The following is a 14,543-nucleotide window of genomic DNA, read 5'->3' as shown; positions in this document are numbered from 1 at the left end:
GTCCCGGGGGTGGGCGCCGTACCACCCGCCCCGACACAGAGGGTCGTGCGCCGACTCGGCCCCGGGCGCCGGATCGGCCCCCGCTGCGATGCCCGGGGCGGCCCGCTCGGCCGCCCGGCCCTCGGCCCGGCCGGCTGCGACGAAGATCCTGACCAGGCCGCTGCGGACCGGTCCGGCCGGGGCGTCAGGCGCCGGGAAGCACCCCTCCACCTGGGCCAGGTCGAGGTCCCGCAGCTCGACCACCGGACGGGCGACCCCCTCCCGGACCCGCTCCGCGACGGTCCGGACCACTTGGCGGTACTCGGTTCCGTGCGGATCGGAGCGGAGCAAGTGCCGCAGCCCTCCGACGGCGTACGCCGCCCCGAAGTCGTACTGGAGGTACTGGATCCGCCGCACCTCGGGCGGCAGGTCCTCCGGCGGCGGCTCCCACAGGACCGGGATCAGCGCCGCGACCGTCTCGCCGGTCAGCTCGCGGTGCCGACGCATCCGCCGGTCGAACGCGGTCCACTCCTTCCCGCAGTAGACGCTGGCGAAGTAGGCGGGCGAGTACAGCGCCACCATGGTGCGACTGGCGCCGATCACTCGGGAGAGCTGCTGTTCCCAGTCGTCGCCGACGCGAAGCCGTTCGGTGTCCCGGTAGGCGAGTTCGGCCGGTCCGGCCTCCGGCGCGATACGGGCCAGCTCGTCGCGAAGGTCGGCGAAGAACTGGTCGACGAAGGCGCCTCCCACCAGATGGTCCCGGCGCGCATAGCTGAAGAAGAAGTACGGCCGCACTCAGCACCCCCGGCCCGGTCCGCGAACCCGTTCACCGTAGTGGAGTTGACGTGCCGTCACCAGTGTGATCCGGGCCGGACCGGATCACATCCTGCCGGTTTCCGCACGGCGCCGCCGGAGTTGGCCGACCCCGCCGGGGAGCCGGGTCGGCGCCCTGCGCGCAGGCCGTCAGATCGAGGAGTGAAAGCCCGCCTGCGAGAGCGCGCCCGGCCGGTCGTGGGCCAGGCCGACCCGGCGCACCAGATCGACGAGGAAGTCGTCGGTGCGGTCGGCGAGCTGACCGAGCGTGGGGCGCCCGGGGGCGCCTTCGGAGGCCGGGGTCGGAGCAGCGGGGGTTTCGTTCGTCATGTGGCTCACCCTCTCCGTGGAGTCGGCGGCGATGCCGTCCGCCCCACGGTACCCGCCGATTCCGGCCCTCGGGCGGACAAACGCCGGGCCCGCCGGATCGCGGCGGAGCACGCCCCGGCGCACGCCCCACCGGGGTCCGCAGGACCTCGACGCCCGCACCCCGCCAGGACCGCCGGCCCCTCCGCCGCCCGCTGCCCCTACCGCCCACCCTGCGGACGTCCGGGCATTCGTACGGCCCGCCAGGCTTCACGGGCAGAGCCGCTCCACCCGCCAGCCGGTCGGCGCGGCCGGGTCGGCCAGGTAGCGCAGCCGGTCGTGCAGCCGGTTCTCCCGGCCCTGCCAGAACTCGACGATCTCCGGCACCACCCGGTAGCCGCCCCAGAACGGCGGCACCGGCACCCCCTCGCCCTCCGGGTAGCGCCGCTCCAGCTCCGCGTACCGCTGCTCCAGCACCTCGCGGGAGGCGACCGGGCTGGACTGCTCACTGGCCCAGGCGCCGAGCTGCGAGCCGTGCGGGCGCGTCCGGAAGTAGGCGGCGGTCTCGTCCCGGCCGACCTTCTCCACCCGGCCCTGGACGATCACCTGGCGGGCCAGCGCGATCCACGGGAAGAGCAGCGCCGCGTGCGGATTGGCGGCCAGCTCGGTGCCCTTGCGCGAGCCGTAGTTGGTGAAGAAGACGAAGCCGCGGGCGTCGAAGCCCTTGAGCAGGACCGTCCGCGAGCCGGGCCGCCCCTCGGCGTCGGCGGTGGAGAGCACCATGGCGTTGGGCTCCACCACCCCGGCCTCGTCCGCGTCGTGGAACCACCGGGTGAACTGGGCGACCGGCTCCGCGGCGAGCCGCTCCTCGACCAGTCCCTCGTGCGCGTAGTGCTTGCGCATCACGGTGAGGTCCGGTCCGGGGCGGGCCTCGTCGGCCAGGATCCGGGTGACGGGGGTCAGGGGCGTCGACTGGGCGCGGTCCGGGGTCTGCACGTCAACATCATCCCGTACGACAAGCAACCGGCACCGCTACCTCCGGACAAACCCCGGTGGGAGATAAGGTGACTCGCCACCGTTCGGCCGCCCGTCGTACGGTGATTTGTCCGGAATCTGGGCCGCGGTTCCGGAGATTCGCCGGACACGACCGGTCTTCGGGCGAAAAGTCAAGCGGGCCCCCGGAAAACATCAGCACGGTGGTGTATGGCGTAATGCACCCCGTGCCTGTCACCCTGGCACCGAGTGCCAACCACCATTCGGTCACAGGCGTGCCTCCCCACCACGGCGGCCCGCCGATCGCAGAACTGAAGGAGCCGTGCATGTCCGACTTCGTACCCGGGCTCGAAGGTGTCGTCGCTTTCGAGAGCGAGATCGCCGAACCCGACCGTGAAGGCGGCGCCCTGCGGTACCGAGGCGTCGACATCGACGACCTGGTCGGCCACGTCTCCTTCGGCCATGTCTGGGGCCTGCTGGTCGACGGCAAGTTCAACCCAGGCCTGCCGGCCGCCGAACCCTTCCCGATCCCCGTCCACTCCGGCGACATCCGGGTGGACGTGCAGTCCGCCCTCGCCATGCTCGCCCCGGTCTGGGGCCTCAAGCCGCTGCTGGACATCGACGCCGAGCAGGCCCGCGACGACCTCGCGCGCGCCGCCGTCATGGCCCTCTCCTACGTGGCCCAGTCCGCCCGCGGCCAGGGTCTGCCGATGGTCCCGCAGAGCGAGATCGACAAGGCCGAGACGGTCGTCGAGCGGTTCATGATCCGCTGGCGGGGCGAGCCCGACCCGAAGCACGTCAAGGCCATCGACGCCTACTGGACGTCCGCCGCCGAGCACGGCATGAACGCCTCCACCTTCACCGCCCGCGTCATCGCCTCCACCGGCGCCGACGTCGCGGCCGCCCTCTCCGGCGCGGTCGGCGCGATGTCCGGCCCGCTGCACGGCGGCGCGCCGTCCCGGGTGCTCGGCATGATCGAGGAGATCGAGCGCACCGGCGACGCCACCACCTGGGTCAAGAACGCGCTGGACAAGGGCGAGCGCCTGATGGGCTTCGGCCACCGCGTCTACCGCGCCGAGGACCCGCGCGCCCGCGTGCTGCGCCGCACCGCCAAGGAGCTCGGCGCGCCGCGCTTCGAGGTCGCCGAGGCGCTGGAGAAGGCTGCGCTGGAGGAGCTGCACAACCGCCGTCCGGACCGTGTGCTGGCCACCAACGTCGAGTTCTGGGCCGCCATCATGCTGGACTTCGCCGAGGTCCCCGCACACATGTTCACCTCGATGTTCACCTGTGCCCGGACCGCCGGCTGGTCGGCGCACATCCTGGAGCAGAAGCGCACGGGCCGGCTCGTGCGCCCCGCCGCGCGCTACATCGGCCCCAACCCGCGCAGCCCCCACGACATCGAGGGCTACGAGGCCATCGCCCGCTGAGTCCGCCGGGCCGCCAGGCCACCAGGCCGCCGGGCCGCCGAGCCGGCTGATTCCGCCGCTCACGGCGCGGGGCACTCCGCGCCCCGCGTGCACCGCGCGCCCTGCACGCCCCCCGGCCACCCCGACCGCCCTGAACTGAGCCCCTGCGAAACAGCGGGTCCGGTACCGACCGGACCCGCTGTTTCCGCAGCTCGCGGCCGGGAAGATCGCATCTCAGCGGGCGGACTCCCGTCGATTCCCGGTCGACCCGGCCGGTAGGCTGCCGCCCGTGGCTCAGATCCAGATCCCCGCTGACATCAAGCCCGCAGACGGCCGTTTCGGCTGCGGCCCGTCCAAGGTGCGCCCCGAGGCCCTGAGTGCCCTCGCCGCCACCGAGACCTCCCTGCTCGGCACCTCGCACCGCCAGGCCCCGGTCAAGAACCTGGTCAAGCGCGTGCGCGAGGGCGTGAGCAGCCTCTTCTCCCTCCCCGAGGGGTACGAGGTGGTCCTCGGCAACGGCGGGTCCACCGCCTTCTGGGACATCGCGGCTTTCGGCCTGGTGCGGGAGAAGTCCCAGCACCTCGACTTCGGTGAGTTCTCCTCCAAGTTCGCCTCCTCGGTCAAGGCCGCGCCGTGGCTCGCCGAGCCGAGCGTGATCAAGACCGCCCCGGGCACCCACCCGCTGCCGGTCGCCGAGGCGGGCGTGGACGTCTACGCGCTCACCCACAACGAGACCTCGACCGGTGTCGCGATGCCCATCGCGCGTCCGGCCGGCGGCGACCAGGGCTCGCTGGTCCTGGTGGATGCCACCTCGGGTGCCGGCGGCCTGCCGGTGGACATCACCGAGACCGACGTCTACTACTTCGCCCCGCAGAAGTCCTTCGCCGCCGAGGGCGGCCTCTGGCTGGCGACCTTCTCCCCGGCCGCGCTGGAGCGCGCCGCCGAGATCGCCGGCTCCGGCCGCTACATCCCGCCGTTCTTCGACCTGCCGACGGCCATCGACAACTCGTCGAAGGACCAGACGTACAACACCCCGTCGATCGCCACCCTGTTCCTCCTGGCCGACCAGCTGGAGTGGCTCAACGGCAACGGCGGGCTCGACTGGGCCGTCGCCCGTACGGCTGATTCCTCGTCCCGCCTGTACGGCTGGGCCGAGAAGTCCTCGTTCGCCAGCCCGTTCGTGGCGAACCCGGACGAGCGTTCGCAGGTGGTCGGCACGATCGACTTCGACGACGCCGTGGATGCCGCCGCCGTCGCCAAGGCACTGCGTGCCAACGGCATCGTCGACACCGAGCCGTACCGCAAGCTGGGCCGCAACCAGCTGCGCGTCGCGATGTTCCCGGCCGTCGACCCGGCCGACGTCGAGGCGCTCACCGCCTGCATCGACTACGTGGTCGGACAGCTCTGATCCCGACCGGTCGGCACGACGGACGAAGGGCCACCGCCTCCGGGCGGTGGCCCTTCCCGTTCTCCGGGGACGTCTGCGGCCCCCTCGCCGGGGACGCTACTGGCCGACCAGTGAGCTGATCAGCACGACGACCAGCAGCAGCACCAGGGCTCCGGTCACGATACGCATACGAGTCTTGGGATCCACGGTCAACGAGCGTACCCCCGGCCCGCCGGCGGTCAGACGCCGAGGTTGGACCCCCCGCTCGCGTCCAGGTTCTGGCCGGTGACCCAGCGGGCGTCGTCGGAGGCGAGGAACGCGACGACGTCCGCCACGTCGGACGCCTCGCCGACCCGGTCGAAGGCCGAGTAGGCGGCGACCCGGGCGCGCGCCCGCGGGTCGTCCAGCCAGGGGTTGACGTCCGTGGCGACCACGCCCGGCAGCACCGCGTTGACGGTGATCCCGCGCGGTCCCAGCTCCTCGGCGAGGGTGAGCGTCAGGGTGTTCAGCGCTCCCTTGGTCATCGCGTAGGCGATCGCCGTCGGGAACGCCACCCGGGTGACGCCGGAGGAGACGTTGACGATCCGGCCGCCGTCGCGCAGCCGCTCCAGGCCGTGCCGGACGACGAAGAACGGCGCCCGCGCGTTGACCGCGAACACCTTGTCGAAGTCGGCCTCGGCCACCTCGTGGATCCGCCCGTACTGGCCGATCCCGGCGTTGTTGACCAGGATGTCCAGGCTGCCCGCCGCCCCCTGCCCGGCCGGCCCCCGGCCTTCTGCCCCTTCCCCCGCCGCCCTCTGCCCTGCCAGCCCCGCGTCGAAGGCGGCCCAGAGCGCTTCGGCGTCGCCGGGGACGCCCAGCTCGGCACCGACCGCGAAGGCCCGGCCGCCGGCGTGCTCGATCGTCTTGACGACCTCCTCGGCCGCCGCCGCGTTCCGTCCGTAGTGGACGGCGACCAGGGCGCCGTCCCGCCCCAGCCGCTCGGCGATCCCCCGCCCGATGCCCCGGCTGCCGCCCGTGACCAGCGCCGTCCTCCCCGCCAGCCTGCCCGTCGACGTCCCCATGGCTACGCCCTCCCATTTATGTAGCGGTCGCTAATGAAAGGAACCGTAGCACGCCTTCTGTAGTGGTCGATATAGAATCGCCCCATGGCGACGACGAGCAGCGCGAAGAGCGGCACCACCACGACGGGAGCGGGCGCCGCACCGACCGCCGGCGCCCGGGCCGGCGCCGCGCAGCGCGGCCGGCCCCGCTCCTTCGACCGCGAGGCCGCCCTGGAGCAGGCGTTGCGACTGTTCTGGGAACGCGGCTACGAGGCGACCTCGGTCGCCGACCTCACCGCCGTCATGGGCATCCGCCCGCCGAGCCTCTACGCCGCCTTCGGCGACAAGCGCGCGCTCTTCGACGAGGTGGTCGCCCGCTACCGGGAGAGCCACGGCGCCTACTCCGCCCGCGCGCTCGCCGAGGAGCCCACCGCCCGGGCGGGGGTGGCCCGGATGCTGCGCGAGGCCGCCGCCGAGGCCACCGACCCCGACCACCCGTGGGGCTGCCTGCTGATCAGCTCGACGGTCAACTGCACCTCGCCGGAGGTGGTCGAGGCCGTCCGGGCGCTGCGCAACGCCAACGTCCGGGCCCTGGAGTCGCTGATCCGGGCCGACGTCGCGGCCGGGCACGAGCCCGCCGGGGCCGACCCGGCGGCGCTGGCCCAGTTCACCGCGACCGTGGTCCAGGGCATGTCGCAGCGCGCCCGCGACGGCGCGACCCGCGCCGAGCTGGAGCGGGTCGCCGCCGACGCGATGCGCGTGTGGCCCTGACCGGGCCCCCTCGGCCCCGGCCCGCCCGGTTCCGGCCTGCCCCGGCCCGCGGGAACCGGGCCTGCGGGAACCGGGCCCGCCGTCCGGCTCTCAGCTCCAGCGGGCCAGCGGCCAGGAGCGGACCGTCTCGTAGTGCGCGAACCCGCCGTCCTGCTCGCTCTTCATCAGGTGCAGCTCGGCGGCCTCCCACTCCGGCCCCCGGTACTCCCCGAGCGCCAGTGCCAGCCCGTCCAGCTCCGCCGCCGCCGCCCGCTGCACCGCCCGCCGGTGCCCGCGCGTCGAGCCGGCCCGGGCCAGGGTCAGATGCGGGTGGAAGCTGAACGTGTCCACCTCACCCACCACCCCGGCGGTGGCGTCGTTCACCGCTTCGGCCAGCCGGCGCAGCGCCCAGGTCCGGCCCTCCACCCCGGCCCAGAGCACCCGGTCCCCGAACCGGCCGGCGCCGGCCAGCCGCAGCGGGTGCGCCGCGTGCACCTCGGCCACCCCGGCCAGACCCGTTTCGAGCTCCGGCACCCGCTCGACCGGCACCTCACCGAGGAACGCCAGCGTCAGGTGCCAGCCCTCGACCCCCGTCCAGCGGAGCCGGTCGGCCCCGGGCAGCTCGCGCACCGGCGCCACCGCGTCGACCAGCCCCTGCAATGCCTCCACCGGCGGCAGCACCGCCACAAAGAGCCTCATGGGGCCATCTTCCCGCGCACGACGGTTTGGGCTAGAACGGTTTTCATGAAGATCCGCAACGGGGGTCCCGAGGACATCCCCGACATCCTCGCCCTGCTCGACGGCGCCGTCGCCTGGCTCGCCTCCCAGGGCCGGACGCGGCAGTGGGGCAGTCACTCGTTCAGCGGCACCCAGGCCAGGGTGGAGCACATCGCGAAGTACGGCGCCGAGCCGTACCTGATCCGGCTCGCGGTGGCCGACGACGGCCGGGCGGTCGGCTCCTGCGTCCTCTCCGAGGAGCGGCCCGACTACGCCACCCCGGTGGACGAGCCCGAGGTGTACATCCGCAACCTGGTGACCGACCGGTCCCGGAAGGGCTCGGGGATCGGCGCCGCGCTGATCGCCGACGCGATCGAGGAGACCCGCCGCCGGGGCATCGGCCTGCTCCGGGTGGACTGCTTCGCCGGGGGCGACCGCAAGCTGGTCGGCCAGTACCGGGCGCTCGGCTTCACCGAGACGGAGTCCTTCGAGGTCGAGCAGCCGGCCGGCCCCTGGCAGGGCCAGATCCTCGCGATCAGGGTCTGAGCCGCCGGCCCGGCACGAGCCCGCCGGACGGCGCCCGCACCGGCCCGGCCCGGCCCCCTCCGCCCGGCCCAGTCCGCCGCCGGCCCGGCCCCCTCCGCGGGTCCGGGCCGGTGCGGCGTCAGCAGGCGGCGGCGAGCTCGGACTTGGCCGGCGCCGCGGTGCGCGGCACGAGGGCCACCACCCGGCCGCCGTGCCCCGGGTGCAGGGCGAAGCGGAGCCGCAGGTCGGCGCTGCGGGCCAGCACCAGGCCGACCACACCGGCCGCCAGGGCCGAGACCAGTCCACAGGCCAGCAGCCCGAGCCGGGGCCCGTACGAGGCGGTGACCCAGCCGACGATCGGCGCGCCGATCGGCGTGCCACCGGTGAACACCAGCACCAGCAGGCCCATCACCCGGCCGCGCATCGCGGGCTCGGTGGCCAGCTGGAGCGCGGCGTTGACCGAGGTGTTGAAGCTCAGCCCGAACACGCCGATCAGGGTGAGCAGCGCGGCGAAGGTCCAGTAGCCGGGCGCGAACGCGGCCACCACCTCCAGCAGGCCGAAGGCCAGCGCGGCGCCCACCAGCCGGCGCAGCCTGGGCGCGCCGCGCCGGGCCGCGATCAGCGCGCCGGTCAGCGAGCCGACCGCCATCGCGGTGTTCAGCAGGCCGTACTGCCCGGCGCCGACGTGGAAGGTGTCGGTCGCGAAGCCGGAGAGCAGCGTCGGGAAGTTGAAGCCGAAGGTGCCGATGAACCCGGCCAGCACCATGGGCCAGAGCAGTTCCGGCCGCTCCTTCACGTACCGCAGGCCCTCGCGCAGCTGGCCCTTCTCACGGGCGATCGGCGCGGTCGGGCGCAGTTCGCCCGGCCGCATGGCGAGCAGCCCGCCGATCACGGCGGCGAAGGAGAGCGCGTTCACCGCGAACGCCCAGCCGCTGCCGACCGCGGCGATCAGCAGGCCCGCCACGGCGGGGCCGACCAGCCGGGCGGTCTGGAAGTTGGCGGCGTTCAGGCTGACCGCGTTGGCGAGGTCCTTCGGGCCGACCATCTCGGAGACGAAGGCCTGCCGGGTCGGGTTGTCCACCACGGTGACCAGGCCGAGCAGCAGCGCGAAGACGTACACGTAGTACGGGGTCACGACGCCGCCGACGGTCAGCACGGCGAGGCCGGCGGCGAGCAGGCCCATCGCCCCCTGGGTGAAGATCAGCAGCCGGCGCTTGGGCATCCGGTCCGCGAGCACCCCGCCGAACAGGCCGAGCAGCAGCATCGGCAGGAACTGCATGGCGGTGGTGATGCCGACGGCGAGCGGGCTGCCGGTGAGGCTGAGCACCAGCCAGTCCTGGGCGATCCGCTGCATCCAGGTACCGGTGTTGGACACCACCTGACCGGCGAAGTAGTAGCGGTAGTTGCGGACGCGCAGGGAGGAGAACATCCCCCCGGGCCGGGTGAAACGGGCACCGGCCGGTGCGTCGGCCTCCGCCGTGGGAGGCGTGGCCTCGGAGAGGGGCCGCGCGGGGCGCGCCGCGGGAGGGGTGGCGGCGGGCGCCGGGTGGGCGCGGCCGGGAGCGGCGGGGTCCTCCGCCGCGGTGCGTTCGTCGGGGTCGTCGTCGCCGTTGCCCGGCAGCCCCGTCGGGGCGGGCGCCTCGGCGTCGGCTGCCGCGGCGCCCGCTGCGGCGGGGTCGGCGGTCCGGTGGTCGTCGGTGCGGATGGCGGCGCTGGCTGCGGCCGGCGGTGTCACGGTGGTCTCCCCTCGCGGCGCGACGGCCCGTGGCATGGCCGTCGCGCTCCTGGTTTCGGTGGTCGGTCCTGCGGTGATGCGGTTCTCCTTCGTCCTCCGGCGGCTGACCGGAACGGCGGTGCCTAGAGGTGTGCGAGCTTGTAGAGCACGGGCGCGGCCTCGCGCAGGACGGCCCATTCCTCCTCGTCGAGCCCCTCGGCGAGCTCGGCGAGCCAGGCGTTCCGGCGGCTTCGGCTCTCCGCCAGGATCGTCTCGGCCTGTTCGGTACTGCTGACGACCACCTGACGGCGGTCCTCCGGGTGCGGCTCTCGCCGCACGAGGCCCTTCTCCTCCAGCATCGCGACGATCCTGGTCATCGAGGGCGGCTGTACGTGCTCCTTCCGGGCGAGCTCACCCGGTGTGGCCTTCCCGCACCGTGCGAGGGTGCCCAGCACTCCGATCTCGGTAGGGCTGAGCGACTCCTCGACCCGCTGGTGACGCAGGCGACGGGAGAGGCGCATGGCGGACGATCGCAGCTGACTGATGGCTACGAGGTCCTGCTCGGACATCTCGGGCATGTCCTTAGCCTACGTCATTACTCTCGCTAAAGAAAACCGGTTTCCCGCCCTCCTGCCGTCCACCACCCCGCCCGGGGCCGGCTCGCGGTCCGGCCCGCCGTGCCGTGGGCCGCGCCGAGCGCGATGCTGGAAGCACGGGTACCCACCCATCCCTCAGGAGAAGGGCCGACCAGACCATGTCCGACCTCGCCACCGAGCAGAACGACACCGGCTTCGCCCGGCTCGCCATGGTCACCATCGACTGCGCCGACCCGGTCGCGCTGGCCGCCTTCTACGGTGAGCTGCTCGGGTGGGAGACGCGGCACGCGGACGAGCGGTTCGCGATCCTGGACAACCCGGAGGGCGGCAGCCCGCTCGGCTTCGGGCGCGTCAACGGCTACCGGCCGGAGCCCTGGACCGAGCCGGACGGCGGCAAGCACTTCCACCTGGACTTCTACGTCGACGACCTGGAGGCGACCACCGCCCGCGCGCTGGCCCTCGGCGCGACCGAGCCCACGTACCAGCACGGCCGGACGCTCAAGGTCCTGATCGACCCGGCCGGCCACCCGTTCGGTCTAGCGCCCCTGGACTCCTGACCGCGCCGGCGACCCCCGCCGGACCGCCGCCCGCGCACGCCGACGGGGCCCGCCGCCGACGCGGCCGGGCCCCTCGCCCTTCTCCTGCCTCCCGCGCCTCCCGCATCCGTCCGGCCGGCGGCCCCGTCAGCGCGGGAAGGCCCGGCGCGCACGCCAGGTGGTGTGCTCGCGCGACACCGCGTCCTCCGCCTCGGCCGCCAGCCGGGCCCAGCGCTGCTCGGCGTCCGGAGCCCGCACGTCGAGGTCGGAGAGCTGGTTGCCGACGTTCTCCAGCTCGCGCGCCGCCAGCTGGTACGCGGCCGCCAGCGGGCGGAGCTGCTTCAGCTGGGTCCAGGCGATGATCGACGCGGCCGCCGCCGAGCTCGCCCCGAAGACGTGCACCTGCAGTGCGCCGGTCGCCTGCGCGATCGCCGCGGCGGCGCCGATGATGATCAGCGTCGCGATGCCCAGCCCCCAGGTGACCGCCTGCGACTCGCAGGACTCGGCCCGCGAGCGGTACCACGTCCGCTGCCCCTCCACCCGGGTGCGCAGGTACAGCGTCCGCCGGGCCGTCAGCGACTCCGCCCGCACCCGGCGCATCTCCGGCGTGATCTCGGCCGCCGTCCCCGGCGGCACGATCTCCGGGTCCTCGAACGCCCGCAGCACGTCCTCCATCTGGAGCAGGTAGCCCCGGTCGACGTCGGCCGAATCCGCGTCACCCTCGAACGGCCCGGCCCGTACGGAGTACTTCCAGGCCAGCGTCTTCACCGACTCGGCCGCCGCCCGCGCCTCGTACCACCGCCCCTGCGGGTTGCTTCGGCGAAGCCGTGACCAGAAATAGCCCGCGATCAGGAACGCCACCACCGAGAAGAGCGGGACGAGGCTGCCCTCGTCCGGATCGTCCGGACCGGGCAGCGCCCCGACCGCGGCCGCGAGCACCAGCATCCCGATCAGGCCCCGGTACCAGCGCAGTGTCTGCTGCTGCCCCTCCAGGGACGCCCGGTCCGCCGTCCGGAACAGCTCCGGCAGCAACTGCGCCTCCACCCCCGCCGGCGGGTCTTCTCGCACCATCAGCCGATCCCCCTCCCCGCTCTCCGTCCAGCCAGTATTCCCTCCACCAACTGCCCTACACGGCCACCTTTTTGACACCCCGCGCCGAACGGTGATTGCCCGTCACCCATGATTACCGGTATAACCGGTTACATGCCACTGCACTGGAAGCTCGTCATCGACTGTGCCGACCCACACCGCCAGGCCGCCTTCTGGGCCGCCGCCCTCGACTACACGGTCGAGGACCACAGCGCCCTGATCGACCGTCTGCTGGCCGCCGGAGCCGCCGGCCCCGACCTCGTCACCGAGGTCGGGGGCCGCCACGCCTGGCGCACCCTGGCCGCCGTCCGCCACCCCGAGGACCCGCACGACCCGGCCACCGACACCGGGCTCGGCCGCCGCCTCCTCTTCCAGCAGGTCCCCGAACCGAAGCAGGGCAAGAACCGCCTGCACCTCGACGTGCATCCGGAGCCCGGCACCCGCGACGACGCCGTCGAGCGCCTCCGGGCCCTCGGCGCCACCGTCCTCACCCGCGTCGACGAGCCGGCCGGTTCGTGGGTCGTCATGCAGGACCCCGAGGGCAACGAGTTCTGCGTCCACTAGAGCCTGTCCGCCGGGCAAGCTCCGGTGCGGCCGCAGGGGCGATCCGCCCGCCCCGCCGGCCCTGCCGCGGGAGCGTCGGACCGGGACCGGACGAGAGCCGCAGGCGCACCGCCGGCCGGCCGCGGCTCCCCGCGTTCCGTGCGGTTCACCGAGGGCCGACCGGCCGGCCCGCTCGACACCGGCCGGGCCCGCTCGACACCGGCCGGGCCGTGCGGCGCGGGACGGGCCCTCAGGTCGTACCGCCCGCCCCCGGCTCGACCCGCGTGTGGAGGATCTCGCGGGCCTGCTCGGCGGCCCGGGTGATGCTCTCGCTGACGAAGTCGACGAAGCGGGCGATGTTCTCCAGGCGCGCCGCGGCCGGGGTGTCGGCGCCGAGGATGCCGACACCCTGCCGTGCGATCTCGACGAGTTGGGCGGTGGCGCGGGCGCTGGCGATCATCGTCTGGTACCAGACGTCGTCGTCGACGACGTAGCGCTCGCGCCGGCGTTCGTCGCGCTCCCGGCGGACGAGGCCCTGGCTGTCGAGGAACGTGACCGCCTTGGAGACGGACGCCGGGCTGACCTGGAGGCGCTGGGCGAGTTCGGACGCGGTGAGGCTGCCCGTGTCGGTGAGGGTGAGACAGGCCATCACCCGCGACATCATCTTGGGCATGCCCGAAGCCATCAGGACGGTGGTGAACGTCTCCTCGTACTCGCGCACCGCCTCGGCGTCGCGGCCGTGGGCCTGCGCGGGCTCCTGCGCGCCCCGGGGGGCGGTCGGCGTGCGCCGGTGGGCGCGGCGTTCGGTGGCGCGGTGGGCCAGGTCGGCCCGGTAGGCGGTGGGGCCGCCGTTGCGCATCACCTCGCGCGTGACGGTCGAGGTAGGGCGGTCGAGGCGCCTGGCGATCTCCGCGTAGGCGAGCCCGTCGGCCACCCCCGACGCGATCTGCTGGCGTTCCTGCTGGGTGAGCCTGCCTCCCGGCATCGCGGCCTCCTTCATGGTCGGTGATGCCCCAGCATAGCGTTCACATCCAAATCATTGCAACGCACCCGCTGGTGATCGTTGCATTTGATTCGAAGCCTTCGCAACGATCTCAAGTCTCCTACCTGCATCAATAGGATTTCTGCGCAACGAGCTTATTGCCGAGACTTGGAAAGCAACGTAGCTTTTCCATCGTCAGAAACGACAAGCCGAAGGACAGCATCATGCAGAAGTTCGACACCCCCGCCCCGGTCGCCACCGTCCTCGACATCCCCGCAGGACGCATCCGGCTCATCGCCGCCGACCGGGCCGACACCACGGTCGCGATCCTCCCCGCCGACCCCTCGAAGAGCCGCGACGTGAAGGCCGCCGAGCAGACCACCGTCGAGTACGCCGACGGCGCCCTGCGGATCCGGACCTCGGCCGACAACCGGTTCCTCGGCTCCTCCGGCCACGTCGAGGTGACCGTTCACCTGCCCGCCGGCTCCCGCGTCGACGCCAAGGCCGCCACCGCCGAACTCCGCAGCACCGGACGCCTCGGCGACGTCACCGTCGAGCTCTCCCACGGCTCGGTCGAACTCGACGAGACCGCCGGCGCCCACCTCACCCTCCTCGCCGGCGACATCTCGGTCACCCGCCTCGGCGGCCCCGCCGAGATCAGCACCCGCAAGGGCGACATCCGGATCACCGAGGCCGTCCAGGGCACCGTCACGCTGCGCACCGAGGCCGGCGGGATCGAGGTCGGCGCCGCCCGCGGAGTCTCCGCCGCCCTGGACGCCGGCACCGGCCACGGCCGGATCCACAACGCACTCCGGAACGCCGACGGCGCCGCCGACCTGACCGTCCACGCGACCACCGGCCACGGCGACATCACCGCCCGCAGCCTCTAAGGAGCATCGACATGACCGACCTGGCCATCGCGGCGAACGGGCTGCGCAAGTCCTACGGCGACAAGACCGTGCTCGACGGCATCGACCTGGCCGTCCCCGAAGGAACGGTCTTCGCCCTGCTGGGCCCGAACGGCGCCGGCAAGACCACCGTCGTCAAGATCCTCTCCACGCTCATCGGCGCCGACGGCGGGCAGGCCCGGATCGCGGGCCACGACCTGACGGCCGCCCCGCAGGCGGTACGCGCCGCCATCGGCGTCACCGGCCAGTTCTCCGC

Annotated in this window: 17 protein-coding genes; 8 read left to right on the top strand and 9 right to left on the bottom strand. The window is 73.5% G+C overall.

The window, feature by feature from the left end:
- From ACFWOG_RS32785 to pdxH, 3 genes are all read right to left on the bottom strand, one after another.
- Positions 1-774 (bottom strand): TIR-like protein FxsC (locus ACFWOG_RS32785; RefSeq protein WP_380362767.1); only part of this gene is annotated, 774 nt, incomplete at its 3' end.
- Between the two features lie 168 nt (positions 775-942).
- A complete protein-coding gene (locus ACFWOG_RS32780; protein WP_380362765.1) occupies positions 943-1,122 on the bottom strand; it encodes a hypothetical protein in 180 nt (59 codons plus the stop codon).
- A gap of 246 nt (positions 1,123-1,368) precedes the next feature.
- Positions 1,369-2,001: a pyridoxamine 5'-phosphate oxidase gene (gene pdxH, locus ACFWOG_RS32775; RefSeq protein WP_329883362.1), complete on the bottom strand. Its 633-nt coding sequence runs from the start codon at positions 1,999-2,001 to the stop codon at positions 1,369-1,371.
- 416 nt (positions 2,002-2,417) lie between these two features.
- On the opposite strand from pdxH, the gene ACFWOG_RS32770 reads away from it, so the two are divergent.
- Together ACFWOG_RS32770 and serC are read left to right on the top strand one after the other, a co-directional pair.
- Complete coding sequence (locus tag ACFWOG_RS32770) at positions 2,418-3,518, top strand: citrate synthase 2 (protein ID WP_329883255.1); 1,101 nt, start codon at positions 2,418-2,420, stop codon at positions 3,516-3,518.
- 268 nt (positions 3,519-3,786) lie between these two features.
- Positions 3,787-4,905, top strand: a complete 1,119-nt coding sequence (gene serC, locus ACFWOG_RS32765; protein WP_329883254.1) for a phosphoserine transaminase — start codon at positions 3,787-3,789, stop codon at positions 4,903-4,905.
- A 218-nt stretch (positions 4,906-5,123) separates the two neighbouring features.
- Here the strand turns inward: serC and ACFWOG_RS32760 are convergent, their stop codons facing one another.
- Positions 5,124-5,948: an SDR family oxidoreductase gene (locus tag ACFWOG_RS32760; RefSeq protein ID WP_329952940.1), complete on the bottom strand. Its 825-nt coding sequence runs from the start codon at positions 5,946-5,948 to the stop codon at positions 5,124-5,126.
- An 84-nt stretch (positions 5,949-6,032) separates the two neighbouring features.
- Between ACFWOG_RS32760 and ACFWOG_RS32755 the strand changes: the two genes are divergently transcribed.
- The gene (locus ACFWOG_RS32755; protein WP_329952939.1) at positions 6,033-6,698 is read left to right on the top strand and encodes a TetR/AcrR family transcriptional regulator; all 666 of its coding nucleotides are present in this window, start codon (positions 6,033-6,035) and stop codon (positions 6,696-6,698) included.
- A gap of 90 nt (positions 6,699-6,788) precedes the next feature.
- Here ACFWOG_RS32755 and thpR read toward each other — a convergent pair whose 3' ends face one another.
- A complete protein-coding gene (gene thpR / locus ACFWOG_RS32750) occupies positions 6,789-7,376 on the bottom strand; it encodes an RNA 2',3'-cyclic phosphodiesterase (RefSeq protein WP_380362762.1) in 588 nt (195 codons plus the stop codon).
- Positions 7,377-7,421: 45 nt separating this feature from the next.
- On the opposite strand from thpR, the gene ACFWOG_RS32745 reads away from it, so the two are divergent.
- Positions 7,422-7,940, top strand: a complete 519-nt coding sequence (locus ACFWOG_RS32745) for a GNAT family N-acetyltransferase (protein WP_329952937.1) — start codon at positions 7,422-7,424, stop codon at positions 7,938-7,940.
- 118 nt (positions 7,941-8,058) lie between these two features.
- Here ACFWOG_RS32745 and ACFWOG_RS32740 read toward each other — a convergent pair whose 3' ends face one another.
- Positions 8,059-9,690, bottom strand: coding sequence for an MFS transporter (locus ACFWOG_RS32740; RefSeq protein WP_380362759.1), 1,632 nt, complete (start codon positions 9,688-9,690; stop codon positions 8,059-8,061).
- 86 nt (positions 9,691-9,776) lie between these two features.
- A complete protein-coding gene (locus ACFWOG_RS32735) occupies positions 9,777-10,211 on the bottom strand; it encodes a MarR family transcriptional regulator (RefSeq protein ID WP_329883249.1) in 435 nt (144 codons plus the stop codon).
- Between the two features lie 176 nt (positions 10,212-10,387).
- Between ACFWOG_RS32735 and ACFWOG_RS32730 the strand changes: the two genes are divergently transcribed.
- A complete protein-coding gene (locus tag ACFWOG_RS32730) occupies positions 10,388-10,786 on the top strand; it encodes a VOC family protein (RefSeq protein WP_329952936.1) in 399 nt (132 codons plus the stop codon).
- Positions 10,787-10,912: 126 nt separating this feature from the next.
- On the opposite strand, the gene ACFWOG_RS32725 is transcribed toward ACFWOG_RS32730, so the two are convergent.
- Positions 10,913-11,836, bottom strand: coding sequence for a DUF4231 domain-containing protein (locus ACFWOG_RS32725; RefSeq protein ID WP_329883247.1), 924 nt, complete (start codon positions 11,834-11,836; stop codon positions 10,913-10,915).
- Positions 11,837-11,968: 132 nt separating this feature from the next.
- Between ACFWOG_RS32725 and ACFWOG_RS32720 the strand changes: the two genes are divergently transcribed.
- Positions 11,969-12,418, top strand: coding sequence for a VOC family protein (locus ACFWOG_RS32720; RefSeq protein ID WP_329952935.1), 450 nt, complete (start codon positions 11,969-11,971; stop codon positions 12,416-12,418).
- Positions 12,419-12,647: 229 nt separating this feature from the next.
- Here ACFWOG_RS32720 and ACFWOG_RS32715 read toward each other — a convergent pair whose 3' ends face one another.
- Positions 12,648-13,382, bottom strand: a complete 735-nt coding sequence (locus ACFWOG_RS32715) for a helix-turn-helix domain-containing protein (RefSeq protein WP_329952934.1) — start codon at positions 13,380-13,382, stop codon at positions 12,648-12,650.
- A gap of 221 nt (positions 13,383-13,603) precedes the next feature.
- On the opposite strand from ACFWOG_RS32715, the gene ACFWOG_RS32710 reads away from it, so the two are divergent.
- Complete coding sequence (locus ACFWOG_RS32710) at positions 13,604-14,269, top strand: DUF4097 family beta strand repeat-containing protein (RefSeq protein ID WP_380362756.1); 666 nt, start codon at positions 13,604-13,606, stop codon at positions 14,267-14,269.
- An 11-nt stretch (positions 14,270-14,280) separates the two neighbouring features.
- The coding region (locus ACFWOG_RS32705; protein ID WP_380362754.1) for an ATP-binding cassette domain-containing protein at positions 14,281-14,543 on the top strand (263 nt) is incomplete at its 3' end.

Source organism: Kitasatospora sp. NPDC058406 (assembly GCF_042722765.1).
In the GTDB taxonomy this organism is placed as follows: Bacteria; Actinomycetota; Actinomycetes; order Streptomycetales; family Streptomycetaceae; genus Kitasatospora.
Note: the sequence above shows the minus strand (reverse complement) of the source record. Positions and strands in the feature narration are given on the sequence as shown.

Excerpts from the sequence above, each read along its gene's own strand:
- ACFWOG_RS32740 (WP_380362759.1), bottom strand. The coding sequence starts at position 9,690 with ATGCCACGGGCCGTCGCGCCGCGAGGGGAGACCACCGTGACACCGCCG.
- ACFWOG_RS32735 (WP_329883249.1), bottom strand. The coding sequence starts at position 10,211 with ATGCCCGAGATGTCCGAGCAGGACCTCGTAGCCATCAGTCAGCTGCGA.
- ACFWOG_RS32715 (WP_329952934.1), bottom strand. The coding sequence starts at position 13,382 with ATGCCGGGAGGCAGGCTCACCCAGCAGGAACGCCAGCAGATCGCGTCG.
- ACFWOG_RS32720 (WP_329952935.1), top strand. The coding sequence starts at position 11,969 with ATGCCACTGCACTGGAAGCTCGTCATCGACTGTGCCGACCCACACCGC.
- ACFWOG_RS32725 (WP_329883247.1), bottom strand. The coding sequence starts at position 11,836 with ATGGTGCGAGAAGACCCGCCGGCGGGGGTGGAGGCGCAGTTGCTGCCG.
- thpR (WP_380362762.1), bottom strand. The coding sequence starts at position 7,376 with ATGAGGCTCTTTGTGGCGGTGCTGCCGCCGGTGGAGGCATTGCAGGGG.
- ACFWOG_RS32770 (WP_329883255.1), top strand. The coding sequence starts at position 2,418 with ATGTCCGACTTCGTACCCGGGCTCGAAGGTGTCGTCGCTTTCGAGAGC.
- ACFWOG_RS32730 (WP_329952936.1), top strand. The coding sequence starts at position 10,388 with ATGTCCGACCTCGCCACCGAGCAGAACGACACCGGCTTCGCCCGGCTC.
- ACFWOG_RS32710 (WP_380362756.1), top strand. The coding sequence starts at position 13,604 with ATGCAGAAGTTCGACACCCCCGCCCCGGTCGCCACCGTCCTCGACATC.
- pdxH (WP_329883362.1), bottom strand. The coding sequence starts at position 2,001 with ATGCGCAAGCACTACGCGCACGAGGGACTGGTCGAGGAGCGGCTCGCC.
- ACFWOG_RS32780 (WP_380362765.1), bottom strand. The coding sequence starts at position 1,122 with ATGACGAACGAAACCCCCGCTGCTCCGACCCCGGCCTCCGAAGGCGCC.
- ACFWOG_RS32760 (WP_329952940.1), bottom strand. The coding sequence starts at position 5,948 with ATGGGGACGTCGACGGGCAGGCTGGCGGGGAGGACGGCGCTGGTCACG.
- ACFWOG_RS32755 (WP_329952939.1), top strand. The coding sequence starts at position 6,033 with ATGGCGACGACGAGCAGCGCGAAGAGCGGCACCACCACGACGGGAGCG.
- ACFWOG_RS32745 (WP_329952937.1), top strand. The coding sequence starts at position 7,422 with ATGAAGATCCGCAACGGGGGTCCCGAGGACATCCCCGACATCCTCGCC.